Annotated in this window: 15 protein-coding genes; 9 read left to right on the top strand and 6 right to left on the bottom strand. The window is 60.6% G+C overall.

The window, feature by feature from the left end:
• Together flgD and flgE are read left to right on the top strand one after the other, a co-directional pair.
• A complete protein-coding gene (flgD, locus tag ACYSTU_RS01430; RefSeq protein WP_016773615.1) occupies nt 1-729 on the top strand; it encodes a flagellar hook assembly protein FlgD in 729 nt (242 codons plus the stop codon).
• Between the two features lie 31 nt (nt 730-760).
• On the top strand, nt 761-2,089 hold the full coding sequence (gene flgE / locus ACYSTU_RS01425) for a flagellar hook protein FlgE (protein WP_016773616.1): 1,329 nt from the start codon (nt 761-763) through the stop codon (nt 2,087-2,089).
• A gap of 912 nt (nt 2,090-3,001) precedes the next feature.
• Here flgE and ACYSTU_RS01420 read toward each other — a convergent pair.
• Nucleotides 3,002-5,896, bottom strand: a complete 2,895-nt coding sequence (locus ACYSTU_RS01420; protein WP_024013986.1) for a ribonucleoside-diphosphate reductase subunit alpha — start codon at nt 5,894-5,896, stop codon at nt 3,002-3,004.
• Nucleotides 5,897-6,754: 858 nt separating this feature from the next.
• On the opposite strand from ACYSTU_RS01420, the gene ACYSTU_RS01415 reads away from it, so the two are divergent.
• Nucleotides 6,755-7,477 carry a response regulator gene (locus tag ACYSTU_RS01415; RefSeq protein ID WP_056788095.1) on the top strand — a complete coding sequence of 241 codons (723 nt, stop codon included), beginning with the start codon at nt 6,755-6,757 and terminating at the stop codon, nt 7,475-7,477.
• The gene (locus ACYSTU_RS01410; RefSeq protein ID WP_130902445.1) at nt 7,474-9,084 is read left to right on the top strand and encodes an ATP-binding protein; all 1,611 of its coding nucleotides are present in this window, start codon (nt 7,474-7,476) and stop codon (nt 9,082-9,084) included. Before ACYSTU_RS01415 ends, ACYSTU_RS01410 begins: the two co-directional genes overlap by 4 nt.
• 106 nt (nt 9,085-9,190) lie before the next feature.
• On the opposite strand, the gene ACYSTU_RS01405 is transcribed toward ACYSTU_RS01410, so the two are convergent.
• Together ACYSTU_RS01405 and ACYSTU_RS01400 are read right to left on the bottom strand one after the other, a co-directional pair.
• Complete coding sequence (locus tag ACYSTU_RS01405) at nt 9,191-9,916, bottom strand: 4'-phosphopantetheinyl transferase family protein (protein WP_136492900.1); 726 nt, start codon at nt 9,914-9,916, stop codon at nt 9,191-9,193.
• A 152-nt stretch (nt 9,917-10,068) separates the two neighbouring features.
• Entirely contained in the window at nt 10,069-10,860 is a 792-nt protein-coding gene (locus ACYSTU_RS01400; protein ID WP_498995297.1) for a dienelactone hydrolase family protein, read from the bottom strand.
• Nucleotides 10,861-11,003: 143 nt separating this feature from the next.
• Between ACYSTU_RS01400 and ACYSTU_RS01395 the strand changes: the two genes are divergently transcribed.
• The 3 genes from ACYSTU_RS01395 to ACYSTU_RS01385 all read left to right on the top strand — a co-directional run bounded on the left by ACYSTU_RS01395 (nt 11,004) and on the right by ACYSTU_RS01385 (nt 13,776).
• A complete protein-coding gene (locus ACYSTU_RS01395; protein ID WP_122707481.1) occupies nt 11,004-11,609 on the top strand; it encodes a hypothetical protein in 606 nt (201 codons plus the stop codon).
• Nucleotides 11,610-11,755: 146 nt separating this feature from the next.
• Complete coding sequence (locus tag ACYSTU_RS01390) at nt 11,756-12,433, top strand: response regulator (RefSeq protein ID WP_498995290.1); 678 nt, start codon at nt 11,756-11,758, stop codon at nt 12,431-12,433.
• The gene (locus ACYSTU_RS01385; RefSeq protein ID WP_498995285.1) at nt 12,430-13,776 is read left to right on the top strand and encodes an ATP-binding protein; all 1,347 of its coding nucleotides are present in this window, start codon (nt 12,430-12,432) and stop codon (nt 13,774-13,776) included. Before ACYSTU_RS01390 ends, ACYSTU_RS01385 begins: the two co-directional genes overlap by 4 nt.
• A 95-nt stretch (nt 13,777-13,871) precedes the next feature.
• Here ACYSTU_RS01385 and ACYSTU_RS01380 read toward each other — a convergent pair whose 3' ends face one another.
• The gene (locus tag ACYSTU_RS01380; protein WP_498995282.1) at nt 13,872-14,870 is read right to left on the bottom strand and encodes an AraC family transcriptional regulator; all 999 of its coding nucleotides are present in this window, start codon (nt 14,868-14,870) and stop codon (nt 13,872-13,874) included.
• A gap of 346 nt (nt 14,871-15,216) precedes the next feature.
• Between ACYSTU_RS01380 and ACYSTU_RS01375 the strand changes: the two genes are divergently transcribed.
• Entirely contained in the window at nt 15,217-16,551 is a 1,335-nt protein-coding gene (locus ACYSTU_RS01375; RefSeq protein WP_024013978.1) for a dicarboxylate/amino acid:cation symporter, read from the top strand.
• Nucleotides 16,552-16,818: 267 nt separating this feature from the next.
• Nucleotides 16,819-18,000 (top strand): CaiB/BaiF CoA transferase family protein, encoded by a 1,182-nt coding sequence (locus ACYSTU_RS01370; protein ID WP_498995278.1) that lies wholly within the window; start codon nt 16,819-16,821, stop codon nt 17,998-18,000.
• Between the two features lie 109 nt (nt 18,001-18,109).
• Here ACYSTU_RS01370 and ACYSTU_RS01365 read toward each other — a convergent pair whose 3' ends face one another.
• On the bottom strand, nt 18,110-18,604 hold the full coding sequence (locus ACYSTU_RS01365; RefSeq protein WP_024013976.1) for a SprT family zinc-dependent metalloprotease: 495 nt from the start codon (nt 18,602-18,604) through the stop codon (nt 18,110-18,112).
• A 147-nt stretch (nt 18,605-18,751) separates the two neighbouring features.
• Complete coding sequence (locus ACYSTU_RS01360) at nt 18,752-19,354, bottom strand: Yip1 family protein (RefSeq protein WP_016773629.1); 603 nt, start codon at nt 19,352-19,354, stop codon at nt 18,752-18,754.
• Nucleotides 19,355-19,768 lie beyond the last annotated feature (414 nt).

Below are 19,768 nucleotides of genomic sequence, written 5' to 3'. Positions count from 1 at the left end.
ATGAGCGTTACGGATACCACCAGCAGCCTGAGCATGAACGACATCCTGGCCAACTCGTCGAAGAAGGCCAGCAGCACGACGTCGGGCGGCATCGCTTCGGCGACCAACAGTGCCACCGGCGGCCAGGCGCTGGGCAAGGATGCTTTCCTGCAATTGCTGGTCACCCAGCTGAAAAACCAGAATCCGCTCGACCCGCAGGACAACAGCGCGTTCGTTGCGCAACTGGCGCAGTTCAGCAGCCTTGAAGGCATTACCACGCTGAACTCCACCGTCAGCGGCCTTGCCGGCAACTACAACTCGTCGCAGGCATTGCAAGCGTCGTCGCTGGTCGGTCGCAACGTGATCGTGCAGACCAACACCGCCCAGCTCGATGACCCGAGCAAAGGTCTGACCGGTTCGGTCACCGTGCCTTCGTCGATTGCCGGCGGCACCGTGACCATCACCGACAAGGACGGCAAAACCGTGCGCACCATCGACCTGGGCAGCCGCGCTGCCGGCGATGCCAGCTTCACTTGGGACGGCAAGGACACTGCTGGCACCGTGGTGCCGGTCGGCACTTACACGTTCAAGGCCAACGCACCGATCAACGGCACCGCGACCGACTTGGCGACTTATCTGCCAGCGACCGTCAACAGCGTGACGATCAGCCAGACCGGTGGCGAGCTGATGCTCAACCTGGCTGGCAAGGGCACCGTCGCCCTGTCCAAAGTACAAACCATTGGTATATAGAGCCGACTAACCCGGCACGAAGGAGTGGAACATGTCTTTTAACATCGGCCTTAGCGGTCTCTATGCCGCCAACAAACAACTCGACGTAACCGGCAACAACATCGCCAACGTCGCCACCGCCGGTTTCAAATCCTCGCGCGCAGAATTCGAAGACGTCTATTCGGCGACTCGTCTGGGCAGCGGCAGCAAGGTGATCGGTAACGGCGTACGCCTGGCCAACGTTTCCCAGCAGTTCACCCAGGGTGACATCAACAACACTGGCAACGTGCTGGACATGGGCATCAACGGCTCTGGCTTCTTCACCATGAACAACAACGGCTCGGTGTCTTACACCCGTGCCGGTACGTTCAAGGTCGATAACGCCGGCTACATCACCAACACCGACTACACCTCGCGTTTGCAGGGCTATGGTGTGGATGCCAACGGCAAAATTATTAACGGCGTCTTGACCGACCTCAAGATCGATACCTCGAACCTGGCCCCGAAGTCGACTTCGGCGGTGGCTTCGACCATCAACCTGAACTCGACCGCTGCGGTGATCGACGATACGGTCGCGGCAGGCAAATTCGACCCTACCAACACTGCGACCTACACCAAGTCGTTCAGCACCCCGATCTATGACAGCCAGGGCAACCAGCACACCATGGATCAATACATGGTGAAAACCGGCGCCAACACCTGGAAGGTCTACACACTGGTGGACGGTCGTAACCCGGATGCGACCGGCAGCGATCCGAAGACCACCGCGCCTGTGGCCTCGACGCTGTCCTTTGATGCGACCGGCAAGCTGACCCAGGTCAGCACGCCAGATCCGCTGGGTGGCCCGGCCATCATCAGCAGCGACCTGACACTCAAGGGCTGGGTGCCAGGCACTGTGACCGATGGTGTCTGGAAGGCTAACGGCGCGGCGGCAAACCCGGCGGGTGTGACCATCTCGATGGCCAAGACCACTCAGTACAACGCCGACACCTCGCGCACGATTCCTACTCAGGATGGTTACGCGACTGGCCAGATCACCAACCTGACCATCGACGGTACCGGTACCCTGTTCGCCAACTTCAGCAACAACCAGAGCAAGGCCATCGGACAGGTTGCACTGGCGAGCTTCACCAACGAACAGGGCCTGCAGGCGATCGGTGGCACCAGCTGGAAAGAGACGTTTGCTTCGGGTATTCCGGGCTACGATGCGCCTGAGACCGGTACGCTGGGTTCGGTGGTGTCCAACTCGCTGGAAGAGTCGAACGTTAACCTGACCAATGAGCTGGTTGATCTGATCAAAGGCCAGAGCAACTATCAGGCGAACGCCAAGACCATTTCGACGCAGAGCACGATCATGCAGACCATTATTCAGATGACCTGATTCGGGTTTCTGAGCTGGTTTTTTGGGCCCCTCGGTTTTGAGGGGCTTTTTTTTGGCCGTGGCGGCCTTTGGGCCGGCCATGCTCTTGGGGTTTTGGGTGAATATCCGTTTCTGCGGTAACGGCGACTTAGGGTTCCGCCCTTACGGCGGGTCACCTTTTTCAAACGCCAAAAAGGTAACCCAAAAGGCTTGCTCCTGCGTTCGGCCCTCGCAGGCTCGGGTTCCTTCGCTGCGGGATCGATCCGGGCGCAGCGGCTACGGTTTGCTTCGCTGCACCTCCTTCCGCTGTGTCTGGCTGCGCCAGACGGTCGCTGCGCTCCCACGCCCGGATCAATCCCTCCACTCAGCCTTCCGACGTCGCCCGTAGATCAAAAGCACTCGAGCTTGCGCTCATTGTTGAGTGGTGCGGCTTCGCCGCGGGCAGCTGCGCTGCTTTGCTTTTCTGTGGGAGCGAGCCTGCTCGCGAAGGCGGCCCGACAGCCGACCTGGTCTTGTAGCACGCGATCCAACTGTAGGAGCCGCCGAAGGCTGCGATCTTTTGATCTGGCTCTTGATCTGGCTTTTGCTTTGCTTCGGCTTTTGATCTTTTGCCCCTTCGGCAGGCTGCGCCCGGATCGGTCCCGTAACGAAGGTACCCCGAGCCTCAGCGAGCGGGCCGTACGCCGGGGCAAAGCCTTTTGGGTTACCTTTTTGGCGTCTGAAAAAGGTGACTCGCTGTAAGAGCGAAACCGCCAGCGGCAACACCCGCAGCAACGGATATACACCCAAAACCTCAAGAGTCCGGTCGGCCCAAAGGCCGCCAAGGCCGCCAAGGCCGCCAAAAAACAAAACCCCCAACAAACCAGAAGTCTGTCGGGGGTTTTGTTTGCCTTGAGATTCCAGGCGTCTCGCAACGCCTGAAATCAGCTCAGCTTATTGGCAAGCTTCGCAATCCGGCTCGTCAATCGCGCAGGCCTTTGGCACCGGCGCCGGACCTGCCGGAGCGGCCAGAACCGAATCGTCGCCGTGGTTGCCGCCGCTGGAAACAGCGTTCAGCTTACCGGTGTTGATGGTCGACTTCTCGGTGCTGGTCGCGGCCAGGGCACGGAGGTAGTAGGTGGTTTTCAGACCACGGTACCAGGCCATGCGGTAGGTCACGTCGAGCTTCTTGCCCGATGCGCCGGCGATGTAAAGGTTCAGCGACTGGGCCTGGTCGATCCACTTCTGACGACGGCTGGCGGCGTCAACGATCCACTTGGTGTCCACTTCGAACGCGGTCGCGTAGAGCTCTTTGAGTTCTTGCGGGATGCGCTCGATCTGCTGCACCGAACCGTCGTAGTACTTCAGGTCGTTGATCATGACCGAGTCCCACAGACCGCGAGCCTTCAGGTCGCGAACCAGGTACGGGTTGATCACGGTGAATTCGCCCGACAGGTTCGATTTCACGTACAGGTTCTGGTAGGTCGGCTCGATCGACTGCGAGACGCCAGTGATGTTGGCGATGGTCGCGGTCGGTGCGATGGCCATGATGTTCGAGTTACGGATACCTTTCTGTACACGGGCGCGAACCGGTGCCCAGTCGAGGGTTTCCTTCAGGTCGACGTCGATGTACTTCTCGCCACGCTGTTCGATCAGGATCTGTTGCGAATCCAGCGGCAGGATGCCCTTGGACCACAGCGAACCGTTGAACGTCTCGTAGGCGCCGCGCTCGTCGGCCAGGTCGCAGGAAGCCTGGATCGCGTAGTAGCTGACCGCTTCCATCGACTTGTCGGCGAACTCGACGGCAGCGTCGGAGCCGTAGGCGATGTGCTGCAGGTACAGAGCGTCCTGGAAGCCCATGATGCCCAGACCGACCGGACGGTGGCGGAAGTTGGAGTTCTTCGCTTGCGGCACCGAGTAGTAGTTGATGTCGATCACGTTATCGAGCATGCGCACGGCGGTGTTCACGGTGCGTTGCAGCTTGGCGGTATCGAGCTTGCCGTCGACGATGTGGTTCGGCAGGTTGATCGAGCCCAGGTTGCAAACGGCGATTTCGTCCTTGTTGGTGTTCAAGGTGATCTCGGTGCACAGGTTCGAGCTGTGGACCACGCCGACGTGCTGCTGCGGGCTGCGCAGGTTGCACGGGTCTTTGAAAGTCAGCCATGGGTGGCCGGTTTCGAAGAGCATGGAGAGCATCTTGCGCCACAGGTCTTTGGCCTGGATGGTCTTGAACAGCTTGACCTTGCCCGGGTACTCGGTCAGCGCTTCGTAGTACTCGTAGCGCTCTTCGAAGGCCTTACCGGTCAGGTCGTGCAGGTCCGGTACTTCGGATGGCGAGAACAGGGTCCACTTGCCGTCATCGAAGACACGCTTCATGAACAGGTCAGGGATCCAGTTGGCGGTGTTCATGTCGTGGGTACGACGACGATCGTCACCGGTGTTCTTGCGCAGCTCGATGAACTCTTCGATGTCCATGTGCCAGGTTTCCAGGTAGGCACACACAGCGCCTTTGCGCTTGCCACCCTGGTTCACGGCCACAGCGGTGTCGTTCACTACTTTGAGGAACGGCACCACGCCTTGCGACTTGCCGTTGGTGCCCTTGATGTACGAACCCAGCGCACGCACCGGCGTCCAGTCGTTGCCCAGGCCGCCGGCAAATTTCGACAGCATGGCGTTGTCGTGGATCGCGTGATAGATGCCCGACAGGTCATCCGGCACGGTGGTCAGGTAGCAGCTCGACAGCTGTGGACGCAGGGTACCGGCGTTGAACAGGGTCGGGGTCGAAGCCATGTAGTCGAACGAGGACAGCAGGTTGTAGAACTCGATCGCACGATCTTCTTTCTGCTTCTCTTCGATCGCAAGGCCCATGGCCACGCGCATGAAGAAGATCTGCGGCAGTTCGAAACGCACGCCATCCTTGTGGATGAAGTAGCGGTCGTACAGGGTCTGCAGGCCCAGGTAGGTGAATTGCTGATCGCGCTCGTGGTTGATCGCCTTGCCCAGTTTTTCCAGGTCGAAGGTAGCCAGCACAGGGTTCAGCAGTTCGAACTCGATACCTTTGGCGATGTACGCCGGCAGGGCCTTGGCGTACAGGTCGGCCATTTCGTGATGGGTGGCACTTTCGGCGACTTCGAGGAAGTTCAGGCCTTCGGCACGCAGGGTGTCCATCAGCAGGCGGGCGGTGACGAACGAGTAGTTCGGCTCGCGCTCGACCAGGGTACGGGCGGTCATCACCAGGGCGGTGTTGACGTCGGTCAGGGCCACGCCGTCGTACAGGTTCTTCAGGGTTTCGCGCTGGATCAGGTCGCCGTCGACTTCTTCCAAGCCTTCGCAGGCTTCGGTGACGATGGTGTTCAGGCGGCCCATGTCCAGCGGCGCGAGGCTGCCGTCGGCGCGGGTGATGCGGATCGACGGGTGCGCGTTGACTGCTGCTTCGGCCGGAGCGTGCGCTGCGCGCTCTTTCGAACGGCCGTCACGGTAGATCACGTAGTCGCGTGCAACTTTCTGCTCACCGGCACGCATCAGGGCCAGTTCGACCTGGTCCTGGATTTCTTCGATGTGGATGGTGCCGCCCGATGGCATGCGACGCTTGAAGGTCGCGGTGACCTGTTCGGTCAGGCGCGCAACGGTGTCGTGGATTCGCGACGAGGCGGCAGCGGTGCCGCCTTCAACTGCGAGGAACGCTTTGGTGATAGCGACGGTGATCTTGTCATCGGTGTAAGGAACGACAGTGCCATTACGCTTGATCACGCGCAGCTGGCCAGGCGCGGTGGCTGCCAGATCCGAAGTCGAATCGGCGGCCTGCGGCAAGGTGCCCTGCGGGTTCTCGCGAGTTGTGTCGGTTTGCATGGGGGGTGGTCTCCACATTCTCTATGTTTGTTTGGCACCGTCATGGTGCTCACCGTTCTGTACCGAAGCACTGCAACCGACGGGCGTCGGCATTACAAACTTCGGAACAGTAGGAAAAAGGCTGCAACGCCGCATCCTTGCCGAAGTTTTGGTTACGAGCCGAAGCTCGCCACCGGATTCCTTCGCGGGTGGCAGTCATGACTGCAACACCCATACCGTTTTGTCCGTTTCGGACCAAATAAAACGGTGCCATCCGCCAGTGCGGTTTGGGCTTGAAAAAACTCGCTTGTTCTACCGGAAACTGGCCATAAAGCACTTGAGTTTCAGGTCTGAAATGTGGTTGGGCGTTTTAGGTGAAAACCCTATATGTAGGGTCTCTGTTTTCGCCGTGCTACAAGATAATGCGTTTCAGGGGGGGATTGCAACGTACTACCTGTGGATAAGCCTGTGCGTAATTTGTGTAAGAAACAGGGAAAACGCGTGTAGGCCGCGAACCTGCTGAGCCAGACCGTTTGTCACTGTTTTTTTGCCTGGAAAAACGCTTCAGCGGTTTTTTAAGGGCGCGAACCCTATCACAGAATTCCGCCTTGTCCGAACGCATTTACCGACTTGTTTTCCGGGTGAGCGGCGTTTATACAATCGCTGGGTGCATGGGCATTTTTATCCTCCTGAAACATGACAGATGATCGGGAGGTACACGCAGGATTGTGGGAGCGAGCCTGCTCGCGAATCGGTTGACCGCTGAGCATTCAGGTTGGAGCACAGACGCTTTCGCGAGCAGGCTCGCTCCCACAGGTTTTGTCCGTGTCAGGCGATTGTCTTTCTTCTTTTAATAAAAACAGCAAGCAGAGGTCACCGGTGGAGCAACAAACCTGGCAGGTATTGATCGTCGAGGATGACCAGCGACTGGCCGAGCTCACCCGCGATTACCTGCAAGCCAATGGCCTGCGCGTGGAGATCGAAGGCAACGGTGCGCTGGCGGCGGCGCGGATCATCAAGGAGCAGCCGGATCTGGTGATCCTCGATCTGATGCTGCCCGGCGAAGATGGCCTGAGCATCTGCCGCAAGGTGCGCAGCCAGTACGACGGGCCGATCCTGATGCTCACCGCGCGCACCGATGACGCTGATCAGATCCACGGCCTCGACCTCGGTGCCGACGACTACGTATGCAAACCCGTGCGTCCGCGCTTGTTGCTGGCGCGGATCCAGGCGTTGCTGCGGCGCAGTGACACACCGGAGCCGGTCGCGGAAAAATCCCGGCGGTTGCAATTCGGTCCACTGGTGGTCGACAACGCGTTACGCGAAGCCTGGCTGAGCGACAACGGCATCGAGCTGACCAGCGCCGAGTTCGACCTGCTGTGGCTGCTGGTGTCCAACGCCGGGCGGATTCTTTCCCGGGAAGAAATCTTCACTGCATTGCGCGGCATCGGCTACGACGGCCAGGACCGCTCGATCGACGTGCGCATCTCGCGTATCCGCCCGAAAATCGGCGACGACCCCGACCATCCGCGCCTGATCAAGACCATCCGCAGCAAAGGCTATCTGTTCGTCCCGGAAGCCTGCGCAGACCTGGCGCTGTGAATTCGATCTTCCTGCGCATCTACGGCGGCATGTGCGCCGCGCTGATTCTGGTGGCGGTGCTCGGCGTGCTGGCGCTGAACCTGCTCAATCAGGTGCGCAGCGAGCAATACCGCGAGCGCCTGGCCCACGGCACCTTCTCGCTGATGGCCGACAACCTGCAACCGATGAACCAGACCGAACGCCATCGCGCGTTGCTGGTGTGGGAGCGGCTGCTTGGTATACCGCTGACACTGAAGAAATTCGCCGAAACCGACCTTGATCTGGCCCAGCGCACCCGTGTGCTGCGCGGTCAGGCGCTGGTCGAGCAGACCGGGCCTCATGCGGCCAAGGTCTATCGGCTGATCAGCGAAAAAGAGCAAATGATGCTGGTGGGCGAGGTACAGCAGATCAGCGAGCAACTGGCCCGGGCGACCATTTACCTGCTGGCCGATGAACTGGTGCGGGTACCGGTCGGCGAACAGCCCAAGCGTCTGGCGCAGATAAAACAGGAAAAGGGCTTTGGCTTCGATCTGCGTCTGGTCACGGTAAATGACGCCGACATCGACGAAGACCAGAGCCGCCGCGTGGCCGAGGGCGATACGGTGATGGCGCTGGGCAAGGGCGGCGATTCGATCCGCGTCTTCGCCGGTATGGTCGGCACGCCGTGGGTGCTGGAAATCGGCCCGCTGTATCAGATGAATCCGTATCCGCCGGAATGGCTGGTATTGATTGCCGCGCTGGGCCTGACCCTGATCGGCCTTATCGTTTATCTGTTGGTGCGTCAGCTCGAGCGACGTTTGCGCGGCCTCGAAGCAGCGGCCACGCGCATCGCCAAGGGCAGCCTGGAAACCCGCGTGCCGGCGCGCGGTGCCGACTCGGTTGGACGGCTGGCGTCTGCGTTCAATGGCATGGCCGAGCACTTGCAACAGTTGCTGGCGATCCAGCGTGAACTGGTGCGCGCGGTGTCTCACGAGCTGCGCACGCCGGTGGCGCGGCTGCGTTTCGGTCTGGAAATGATCGGCACGGCCACCACTCCCCAAGCGCTGGAAAAATACCGCGAAGGCATGGATCACGACATCGAGGACCTCGATAAGCTGGTCGACGAAATGCTCACCTACGCACGACTGGAGCAGGGGTCGCCGGCGCTGACCTTCCAGCGCATCGATCTGGATGCGCTGGTCAATCAGGTGATCGAAGAATTGGCGCCGCTGCGCGCCGAGGTCACGGTGCAGCGCGGTTTGTGTCTGTCATCGGCCGACAACGACGGCGCGTGGGTAGAGGCCGAGCCGCGCTATTTGCATCGGGCGCTGCAGAATCTGGTGGGCAACGCGATGCGCCATGCGCATTCACAAGTGACGGTAAGTTATCAGGTCGGCCAGTTGCGTTGCCGGATCGACGTCGAGGACGACGGACCGGGCGTGCCGGAAGTGGCGTGGGAGCGGATCTTCACGCCGTTTCTGCGCTTGGACGATAGCCGCACGCGGGCCTCGGGCGGGCATGGTCTGGGCTTGTCGATCGTGCGGCGGATCATTCACTGGCACGACGGGCGCGCGATTATTGGCAAGAGCAAGAGTCTGGGTGGGGCCTGTTTCAGTCTGAGCTGGCCGAGGAATCAGGAGCGCCGCTGAGATTCGGGATACCGCCTTCGCGAGCAGGCTCGCTCCCACATTTGAAATGCAATCCCCTGTGGGAGCGAGCCTGCTCGCGAAGGCGCCATAACATGCATGCAAAACGTCAGGCAGGAATGCTGACCAGACTCAACAACTGCCCATCTTGCACTGCAAACTGCGCCTCCAGCTCCGATCCGTTGCGCCATTCGCTGGACAAATCAGTCAGCAACCGCAGCCTGACCTGACCCGCCGCAGTCCATTCCAGCACTTCGGCATGCTCGAAATAAAAGCGCTGCTGCACGATCGGGTACAGCGCTTTGAATAAACTCTCTTTCACCGAAAACGTCAGGGTCACCCGCAGCGCCAGTTGCTCCTGCGAGCCTGCCGCCATGCGCTGCATTTCCGCCGGGGTGAGAATTTCCCCGGCCAGGCGTTCAGCGCGCTCGTGGCTCAACAGGTTTTCCAGATCCATGCCCAAGCCGCGCCAGTGTTGCTTGTTGGCGACAATCGCCGCCGCACGGCCAGTGCTGTGAGTGATCGAACCACAGATGTGCGCCGGCCACACCGGCGCGCGGTCTTCGCCAATCGGCGGGACGATATTCAGGCCTTCGAGTTGTTGCAGCGCGGCCCGCGCGCAAATGCGTCCAGCGAGAAACTCGGCCTGGCGCTTGGCCACCGAGCGCTGAATGCTCGGTGGCGCCAGCACAGCGCTGCGCTGGAAGTCATCGCCAAGCAGGCGTGCCGGGTCGAAGTGCGTACTGAGCAGCACGGTATCGGCCAGGACCGTCGGCAACGGCCAATGGCTGTCGAGCGCAGTGCAGCAGGCGGGCAGGGCGGGGGTGGTATGCATGGCGGGCATTTTGCCGGTTAGTCGGGGCGAGGTCGAGATCGGCGGTGAAGCCTTCGCGAGCAGGCTCGCTCCCACAAGGGATCTTCTGGGCGACAGATATCCGGTGTGGGAGCGAGCCTGCTCGCGAAAGCCGCGCCTCGGTCTTTACTGACTCAACCGAAAATCTTCTTGAAGAACGCCTGCATATCCGCCCACGACTTTTCATCCGCCGCCTTGTTGTAACCAATGTCCGGCCCACCATGCTCGCCATGGCTCAGGCGATCGGCATCCGGATTGCTGAAACCATGCTTGGCGCCATCCAGACTTACGAACTGGTAGTCCGCCCCAGCCTTGTCCATCTCTGACTTGAACGCGGTGACGTGGTCCTGAGTGACCATGCTGTCCAGCGCACCGTGCTCGACGAGGATTTTCGCCTTCACACTGCCCGGAGTCGCCGGGGTCTTGGTTGCCAGCGCGCCATGGAAACTCACCACACCGGCCAGCGGCACACCCTGACGCGCCGCATTCAGCACCACGGCGCCACCGAAGCAATAGCCGATGGCGGCGATTTTGTTCGGGTCGGTCTGCTTTTGTTTCTTCAACAGATCGAGCCCGGCGGCGAAGCGCTTGCTCGCCGCATCGGCGTCCTTGGTCGCTGCCTGCATGAAGGCCATGGCGTCTTTCGGGTGCTCGGTGTTCTTGCCTTCGCCGTACATATCGATGGCCAGCGCGCTGTAGCCAAGTCCGGCAAGATCCCGCGCGCGGCGCTTGGCGTAATCGTTCAGCCCCCACCATTCGTGGACCACGACAACGCCGGGGCGTGGGCCTTTGATCGCGTCGTCGTAGGCGTAGTAGCCGATCAGTTGGCTGCCGTCGGCGCTTTGGTAGGGGATTTCTTCAGTCTTGATCGCAGCCTGGGTGAAGCTGCTGACTGCCAGCAAAGTGAGGGCGAGGAACAGGCGCATGGTCGGGTCTCCTTATTGAAAGTGGTCAGAACAGCCTAGTCGATCCGGTTCAGGTCAGGTTCAGAGACGGTTCAGGGGCCGTACAGGGGCGGCTCAGTAACCTTGCGCCATACCCAAACAGCACTGTGAAAGAGGAAATACCCATGACTCGTTTAAACAAATTGCTGCTGGCTTTTACCCTGTTAGGCTCCAGCATCGCGGCCAACGCCGACGACACCAGCAACTTCGCCGGCCTGACGTTCGGCCAGACCAGCGACAAGATCGACAAGTCCCACGCGCTCAACAACAATCTCGGCAACCCCAACGTCACCGGGGCCATCGACGGCAACAACACCTACGGCATGCGCCTCGGTCAGCAAAACAGCCAGGGCCGCTACTACGCCACTTACGACAACGTCTCCGGCTCGCACAATGGCGTTAAACTGCGCCAGGAAAATCTGCTCGGCAGCTATGACCTGTTCTACCCGGTGGGCGGCAGCACCAAGTTGTTCGGTGGCGCCACGGCCGGTCTGACCAAGCTGACGCAGGATTCGCCAGGTTTCAGCCGTGACAGCGATATCGGTTACGCCATCGGTGGCCAGGTGGGTGTGTTGCAGCAAGTTTCGCAGAACACCTCGATAGAACTCGGTTACCGTTACCTGCGCAGCAACGCCAGCACCGAAATGAAAGAGAGCGGCGGCAGCAAACAGGGCTCGCTGGACTTGACCAGCAGCGCGCAGACCTACCTGTCGGCCAACTACTATTTCTAAGCGGTTGCCGCCGATTGAAGTGTGGGAGCGAGCCTGCTCGAAAGGGGTGTATCAGCCGACACTTGCTTGGCTGATCCACCGGATTCGCGAGCAGGCTCGCTCCCACAGGTAGTTGCCTGGAGAGTTCAAGTGATAGGGAGAAAGGCATGAAACTGTTGGTCGTCGAAGACGAGGCGCTGTTGCGTCATCACCTGCAAACCCGCCTGACGGAAAGCGGTCATGTGGTCGAGTCCGTGGCCAATGCCGAGGAGGCGCTGTACCAGACCGGCCAGTACAACTTCGATCTGGCGGTGATCGATCTCGGCCTGCCGGGCATGGGCGGCCTCGACCTGATCCGCCAGTTGCGCTCGGGCGGCAAGACCTTCCCGATCCTCATACTCACTGCGCGCGGCAACTGGCAGGACAAGGTTGAAGGACTCGCCGCCGGTGCCGACGATTACGTAGTGAAGCCGTTCCAGTTCGAAGAACTCGACGCACGCCTGAACGCATTGCTGCGCCGCTCCAGCGGCTTCACCCAGTCGACCATCGTTGCCGGGCCGTTGCTGCTCGACCTCAATCGCAAACAGGCCAGCCTCGATGAACAAACGCTGGCGCTGACCGCTTACGAATACCGCATCCTCGAATACCTCATGCGCCACCATCAGCAGGTGGTGCCCAAGGATCGCTTGATGGAGCAGCTGTATCCGGATGACGACGAGCGCGATCCGAATGTCATCGAAGTGCTGGTCGGCCGTCTGCGCCGCAAGCTCGAAGGCCCGGCCGGGTTCAAACCGATCGACACCGTGCGCGGCCTTGGCTACCTGTTCAATGAGCGCTGCACTTGATCCGTTCCCTTCGCGTTCGCTTGATGCTCGCCGCCACCACGTTGGCGGTGTTGTTCATGCTCGCTTTGTTGCCGGCGATGCAGGGCGCGTTCAGCCTTGCCTTGCAGGACTCGATCGAACAACGCCTGGCCTCCGACGTCACCACATTGATCTCCGCCGCGCGGGTGGAAAACGGTCGGCTGGTGATGCCGTCGCAATTGCCCGACGAGCGTTTCAACCTCACCGATTTCCGCTTGCTCGGCTATATCTACGACCGCGACGGCAAACTGGTGTGGCGCTCGAAAGCCACCCAGGAAGAACAGATCAACTACAAACCGCGCTACGACGGCCTCGGCAACGAGTTCGCGCGGATTCGTGAAGCCAGCGGTCAGGAGTTCTTCGTCTACGACGTCGAAGTCAAATTGCTCGGCGGCAAAAGCGCAGCGTTCAGCATCGTCGCTCTGCAACCGGTGCGTGAATACGAAACCACCCTCGAAGGCCTGCGGGAAAACCTCTCTCTGGGCTTCGGCGCGGCATTGCTGGTTTTGCTGGCATTGCTGTGGATCGGCCTGACCTGGGGCCTCAAGGCCTTGCGCCGCTTGAGCCAGGAACTCGACGAAATCGAAGGCGGCACCCGCGAAAGCCTGACGGAAAAACACCCGCGTGAACTGCTGCGCCTGACCGGCTCGCTCAACCGCTTGCTGCTCAGCGAACGCCAGCAACGCAGCCGCTACCGCGACTCCCTCGACGACCTCGCCCACAGCCTGAAAACCCCGTTGGCGGTGCTGCAAGGCGTCAGCGAAGACATGGCCCAGCGCCCCGCAGACCGCGATCAGGCCTGGGTGCTGCAAAGTCAGATCGAACGCATGAGCCAGCAGATCAGCTACCAGCTGCAACGGGCCAGCCTGCGCAAAAGCGGTCTGGTGCGCCATCAGGTGCGCCTGCAACCGGTGCTCAAAAGCCTCTGCGATACGCTGGACAAGGTCTACCGCGACAAACATGTGCGCGTGACCTTTGATCTGCCCGAGCATTGCTACGTGCCGATCGAGCAGGGCGCCTTGCTGGAAATGCTCGGCAACCTGCTGGAAAACGCCTATCGCCTGTGCCTCGGCGAAGTGCGGGTCAGCGTGCGCGAGTCCTTGGCCGGGATCGAATTGTGCGTCGAGGATGATGGCCCGGGCGTGCCCCTCGATCAGCGTGCGCGGATTCTGGAACGCGGCGAACGCCTGGACGCCCAGTATCCCGGGCAGGGCATCGGGCTGGCGGTGGTCAAGGACATCATCGAAAGCTACAACGCGCGTTTGGCTTTGGGCGATTCACCGATGGGCGGGGCGGCGTTCAGGATTCATTTTCCGGCGGTGTGAAGGTTGGCAGTGCCAGCCTCTTCGCGAGCAGGCTCGATCCCGCCTTGAAACGCATTCTCCTGTGGGAGCGAGCCTGCTCGCGAAGGCGTCTGACTTCACAACTCCTGTGCCCGATAAGCCCCCGGTGTCAGCCCCGTCCATTTCTTGAATGCCCGGTGAAACGCCGAAGGCTCAGAGAACCCGAGCTGCTCGGCAATTTGTTGCAACGACAGATCCGCCCGGCCCAGATGGTAGATGGCGATATCCCGCCGCAGCTGATCTTTCAGCTCCTGAAAACTGGTGCCTTCCTCGCGCAAGTGCCGGCGCAAGGTCTGCGGGCTGATATGCAGATGCGCCGCAACCGCTTCCAGATCAGGCCAGTGCGCAGCGTCGCGACTGAGCAAGCGGCGCAGACGGCTGCTCAGGCTGTCGCCGTCGTCCGGGCGCGAGAGCAGGTCGGCGGGGGAGCGTTCGAGGAAGTGTTTTAGCGTGCGTTCGTCCTGCAACAGCGGCATGGCCAGATAGCGACTGTGAAACAGCAGAGTGCTCTGCTCGGCATCAAAGGTCAGCGGGCAGGGGAACAGCAGGTCGTATTCGCTGCCGTGCTCGGGGCGCGGATAGCTGAAGGTTGCCTGCTCAAGGCGTATCCGCTGGCCGATCAGCCAACTGCCGAGGCGGTGCCAGATCACCAACAGACTCTCGCTGAGAAAATGATCCGGGTCCCACCACTGCGCGTCGTCCAGGCTCAGACGCACCCAGTCGTCTTCGCGACGCAGGGTCAGGCGTGGGGCGTCGGGGAACAGGCTGTAAAACAACAAGCCACGTTGCAGAGCCTTCTCCAGGTTGCGGCAGTGAATCGAGGCGTGGCACATCATGGCGAAGCTGCCGGGCTTGCTCGGGGCGTTACCGAAACCCAGGTATTCGTCGTCCAGCGCCAGCCACAGCCCTTGAATCAGCCGGGTGAACTGCTCCGGGGCAATCCGCGCGCGGGGCTCGTCGAGCAACTCCGGGCTGATCCCCAGTTGCTGCAACAGGCCTGAATAATCCAGGCCGCGCCGGCGTGCGCCGCCAAGAGCGGCACGGGCGAAATGGCTGGCGATGGTGCGTTCGCGCATAAGCGGCAATCCTTGTTCAGGCACCGATCGTAACGGCGGGCCGGCAACGCAACAAGGCGGATTTCCGCCAAATTGCAGGACACTGAACGCTCAGTTGGCGGAAATCCGCCATGCCTCAAGTCACTGATTGGTGACAGGAAAATCCCGCAGGCCCTGATATCAAAAGGCTTGCTGCCATTCGCACCAATCTGGCACGACGTTTGCGATACAAGCCACAGAAGCGTGCATTCCTCCGCCCGGAAAAATGCCGTTCCAACAACAAATCCCTCCAGTGCAGGAGGGTTCGCAATTAAGGTTCAGCGCTCGACAGATGGATGTTGCCGCTGGACGCTTGAGGAAACCTGCAATGACGACTCGTCAGCCACTGTACAAATCCCTGTATTTCCAGGTGATCGTTGCCATCGCCATCGGCATCCTGCTTGGTCACTTCTATCCGCAGACCGGTGTGGCCCTCAAGCCACTGGGTGACGGCTTCATCAAGCTGATCAAAATGGTCATCGCCCCGATCATCTTCTGTACTGTTGTCAGCGGCATCGCCGGCATGCAGAACATGAAGTCGGTGGGCAAGACCGGCGGCTACGCGCTGCTGTACTTCGAAATCGTTTCCACCATTGCCCTGCTGATCGGTCTGGTCGTGGTCAACGTTGTGCAACCGGGCGCCGGCATGCACATCGACGTCACCACCCTCGACGCCTCGAAAATCGCCACCTACGTGACGGCCAGTAAAGACCAGAGCATTGTCGGTTTCCTCCTCAATGTGATCCCGAACACCATCGTTGGCGCGTTCGCCACCGGTGACATCCTGCAAGTGCTGATGTTCTCGGTGATCTTCGGCTACGCCCTGCATCGCCTCGGCTCGTACGGTCGTCCGCTGCTGGACATGATCGATCGCTTCGCCCACGTGATGTTCAACATCATCAACATGATCATGAAACTGGCGCCGCTGGGTGCGTTCGGCGCCATGGCGTTCACCATCGGTGCCTACGGTGTCGGCTCGCTGGTGCAACTGGGCCAGTTGATGATCTGCTTCTACATCACCTGCGTTCTGTTCGTCGTGCTGGTGCTGGGTGCGATCTGCCGGGCTCACGGTTTCAGCGTGTTCAAGCTGGTGCGCTACATCCGTGAAGAACTGTTGATCGTACTGGGCACGTCCTCGTCGGAATCGGCACTGCCACGCATGCTGATCAAGATGGAGCGTCTGGGCGCGAAGAAATCCGTCGTGGGTCTGGTGATCCCGACTGGTTACTCGTTCAACCTCGACGGTACTTCGATCTACCTGACCATGGCCGCCGTGTTCATCGCCCAGGCGACTGACACGCACATGGACATCACCCACCAGATCACCCTGCTGCTGGTACTGCTGCTGTCCTCCAAAGGCGCGGCGGGTGTGACCGGTTCGGGCTTCATCGTCCTGGCCGCGACACTGTCGGCGGTAGGTCACCTGCCGGTTGCCGGTCTGGCGCTGATCCTCGGTATCGACCGTTTCATGTCTGAAGCCCGCGCACTGACCAACCTGGTCGGTAACGCTGTAGCGACCATCGTCGTCGCCAAGTGGGTCAAGGAACTGGACACCGATCAACTGCAGACCGAGCTGGCTTCCGGCGGTCGCGGTATCTCCGATGAGCGTGAAGAAGACGACCTGGGTGTGGCTGAAGGCCCAACCCCGAGCAATGTGAAGTAAATACAAGAACTGCGCATCAGTACGATGTGAGGTTGTAAAAAATCCCTTGTGGTGAGGGATTTACCCCCGATGGACAGCACAGCGGGCCTCTTCTTCCAATTCCAGAGAAGGGGCCGCTTCGCGACCCAACGGGGATAAATCCCCTCGCCACAGGGGTTTTTTCTTGCCCGGAATTTGAGCGCAACGGTCACACCTGCTGACATTTGCGGTGATTGCCGCATCGACGATGGCTGCCTAGGCTGAGTGCATCGCCCAAGGAGTTCGCCCATGTCTGCACCGCTGGCCTCACTGAAGATTCTCGATTTCTCGACCTTGCTGCCGGGGCCGTTCGCCTCGTTGCTGCTGGCGGACATGGGCGCCGAGGTGCTGCGCATCGAATCGCCGACGCGTATGGATCTGCTGCGGGTGCTGCCGCCGCATGATGGCGGTGTCTCGGCCAGTCACGCCTACCTCAACCGCAACAAGCGCAGTCTGGCGCTGGATCTGAAACAGCCCGAAGCGTTGGAGATCATCAAGCAACTGCTGGGCGAATACGACATCGTGCTCGAGCAGTTTCGCCCCGGGGTGATGGAGCGTCTGGGCCTGGGTTATGAAGCGTTGAAAGCGATCAATCCAAAGCTGATTTATGTGTCGATCAGCGGTTACGGCCAGACCGGGCCGTACAAGGAACGCGCCGGGCATGACATCAACTATCTGGCGCTGGCCGGGCTTGCCAGCTATACCGGGCGCGCCGACAGCGGGCCGTTGCCGCTGGGCATGCAGGTGGCGGACGTGGCGGGCGGCTCGCTACACGGCGTGATCGGCTTGCTGGCAGCGGTGATTGCCCGTCAGCAAACCGGGCAGGGCACCCATCTGGATGTGAGCATGACCGACTGCGCGTTCAGCCTGAACGCCATGGCCGGCGCTGGCTATCTGGCCTGCGGCGCGGAACCGGGCCGGGAAGACCAGATGCTCAATGGCGGCAGCTTTTACGATTATTACCGTACCCGGGATGGGCGCTGGATGTCGGTGGGCAGTCTGGAGCCGGCCTTCATGCAGCAATTGTGCACGGCGCTGGGCCGGCCGGAACTGGCCGCGCAAGGGTTGTCGCCCAGGCCTGAGCAACAACAGGCCCTGAAAGAGGCGTTGCGCATTGAATTCGAGCGGCATGATTTTGCAGAACTGTGTGAGTTGTTCGCCGGGGTCGATGCCTGTGTCGAGCCGGTACTGAGTCTGGGCGAGGCGTTGCGCCACCCGCAAATGCAGGCGCGGGAGCTGGTGACCCAGGTACCGCGCGGCGATGGCACGACGCAGGCGCAGATGGCCTGTCCGTTGAAATTTTCTGAGGCGTTGCCGGCGCCAAGGCATGTTGGCGCGGGGTTGGGGCAGCATACGGAGGAGGTGTTGGGGGAGTTGGGCTTGAGTGCTGAGCGGATCGCCGAGTTGCGTTCCGCCAAGGTGATTCTGTAGCGCTCATGCCGCCGCCTTCGCGAGCAGGCTCGCTCCCACATTGAAATGCATTCCCCTGTGGGAGCGAGCCTGCTCGCGAAGGGGTCAGTCAATACAACCCAGGAACCAACTATTCCACCCGCATCTCACCACTGAACACCAGCGTACTGCGGCAGCGCCGGCACAGATACCGCCGCCCTTGCCGCACCAGACCATGGCGCTGGGCAGTAAACGGGAAATCACTGTCGGGGCACGGGCATTTGTAGATATAGCGGGTCACGCTGCGCCGCTTGATTTCATAGGTGTGGCAGCGGTCCGGCGGCAATTCGTAGACGCCGCGCATGATCAGTTGCCACTCCTCGCCATGGGGCTGGATGCGGTCGCCGAACAGTTGATGCGCGATCAGGTGGGCGACTTCGTGGGCCACGGTCTGCTTGAGGAAGTGTTCGGTGTTCTCCCGGTACAGCTGCGGATTGAAGCGCAGCAGGTTCTCGTGCAGATGCGCGACACCGGCTTTCTGCCCGCGCAGCTTGAGGCTGACGACGGGGCGTTTGAAGGAACGTTTGAAAAAGGATTCAGCGAGTTGGTAACAGTCTTCGACGCGGGTATTGAGTTGCTCGGGCATGCTTGATGGATCTCCAGAGACGCCGAGTATGCCGCAACCCCGGCGACTTGCGAATCGCCGACCTGCCGAATGGTCGTCGCCCAACGAGAAGGCCGCCTTGCGGCGGCCTGTATTGGCAGATGTTGTTTTTCTCAGGGAGGAAACAGGTCAGTTGGTATAGACCGGGCCGACACCCAAGCCCCAGACAATCACGGTGAACGCCATGATCGCCACCAGCACCACCAGCCCAACCGCGAGCACCGAGCTGGAAAACAGGAAACCTTCATCCGAAGGGATGTTCATGAAGGTCGGCAGGCCGACATACAACAGATACACCGTATAGCAGATGGCCGCTGTGCCGACGATCATCCCCAGCCACATGTGCGGATACAGCGCCGCCAGACCGCCGACAAACAACGGTGTCGCGGTGTATGTGGCAAAGGCCACGCAACGGGCCAGGCTTGGATTGGCGTCATAGGTGCGCGCCATCCAGTGTACGAAAGCGCCCATCACCGCGACCCCGCCGAGCATCGCCAGGTACGACATGATGGTCATCCACAAGGCGCTTTCAAACGTGAGCATCACCGGCGCGCGATTGCCGATCACCCAACCGACCTGGGTCGTGCCGATGAACGCCGAGACAGCGGGGATCGCCGCCAGAATCAGCGTATGCGTCAGGTACATGTGGCTGATGCTTTCCTCTTGGTCGCCACGGATCTCCTTCCATTCCTGATCGGGGTGGGTAAACAGTCCCACTACGTGATGGATCATGCCATTCACTCCTCTTGTCATTGCCATCGCCCCCCAACGGAGCGCCTACGGGCCAAGATGGCCGAGCAAATACAGGTCTTCAGATGTGTGCGACCTTATGTCGCAGTATAGAAAGGACTCCAACGCACCGGTATGCCGGGCTTAGAGCAAATCGCGCTGTAAACGGGATGGATAATCGCCTCGGGGTCTTGCGCGGAAGGCATTTTTGGGGTTGAAACACTTTTGTGGCGAGGGGATTTATCCCCGTTCGGCTGCACAACAGTCGCCAAGCCATTCACCGAGCAGTGTCAGGCGATACGAGTTCTCGGGTTTCAGGGCTGCTTCGCAACCCAGCGGGGATAAATCCCCTCGCCACAGATGCTTCGCGCTACTGGGGTTTTTGCGTAAAATGCCGGCCTTTCGTCACACCTCACG

This window comes from Pseudomonas glycinis (genome assembly GCF_054871425.1).
Note: the sequence above shows the minus strand (reverse complement) of the source record. Positions and strands in the feature narration are given on the sequence as shown.

Coding starts and splice junctions, on each gene's coding strand:
- flgD (WP_016773615.1), top strand. CDS start 1: ATGAGCGTTACGGATACCACCAGCAGCCTGAGCATGAACGACATCCTG.
- flgE (WP_016773616.1), top strand. CDS start 761: ATGTCTTTTAACATCGGCCTTAGCGGTCTCTATGCCGCCAACAAACAA.
- ACYSTU_RS01420 (WP_024013986.1), bottom strand. CDS start 5,896: ATGCAAACCGACACAACTCGCGAGAACCCGCAGGGCACCTTGCCGCAG.
- ACYSTU_RS01405 (WP_136492900.1), bottom strand. CDS start 9,916: ATGCATACCACCCCCGCCCTGCCCGCCTGCTGCACTGCGCTCGACAGC.
- ACYSTU_RS01400 (WP_498995297.1), bottom strand. CDS start 10,860: ATGCGCCTGTTCCTCGCCCTCACTTTGCTGGCAGTCAGCAGCTTCACC.
- ACYSTU_RS01395 (WP_122707481.1), top strand. CDS start 11,004: ATGACTCGTTTAAACAAATTGCTGCTGGCTTTTACCCTGTTAGGCTCC.
- ACYSTU_RS01390 (WP_498995290.1), top strand. CDS start 11,756: ATGAAACTGTTGGTCGTCGAAGACGAGGCGCTGTTGCGTCATCACCTG.
- ACYSTU_RS01380 (WP_498995282.1), bottom strand. CDS start 14,870: ATGCGCGAACGCACCATCGCCAGCCATTTCGCCCGTGCCGCTCTTGGC.
- ACYSTU_RS01375 (WP_024013978.1), top strand. CDS start 15,217: ATGACGACTCGTCAGCCACTGTACAAATCCCTGTATTTCCAGGTGATC.
- ACYSTU_RS01370 (WP_498995278.1), top strand. CDS start 16,819: ATGTCTGCACCGCTGGCCTCACTGAAGATTCTCGATTTCTCGACCTTG.
- ACYSTU_RS01365 (WP_024013976.1), bottom strand. CDS start 18,604: ATGCCCGAGCAACTCAATACCCGCGTCGAAGACTGTTACCAACTCGCT.
- ACYSTU_RS01360 (WP_016773629.1), bottom strand. CDS start 19,354: ATGATCCATCACGTAGTGGGACTGTTTACCCACCCCGATCAGGAATGG.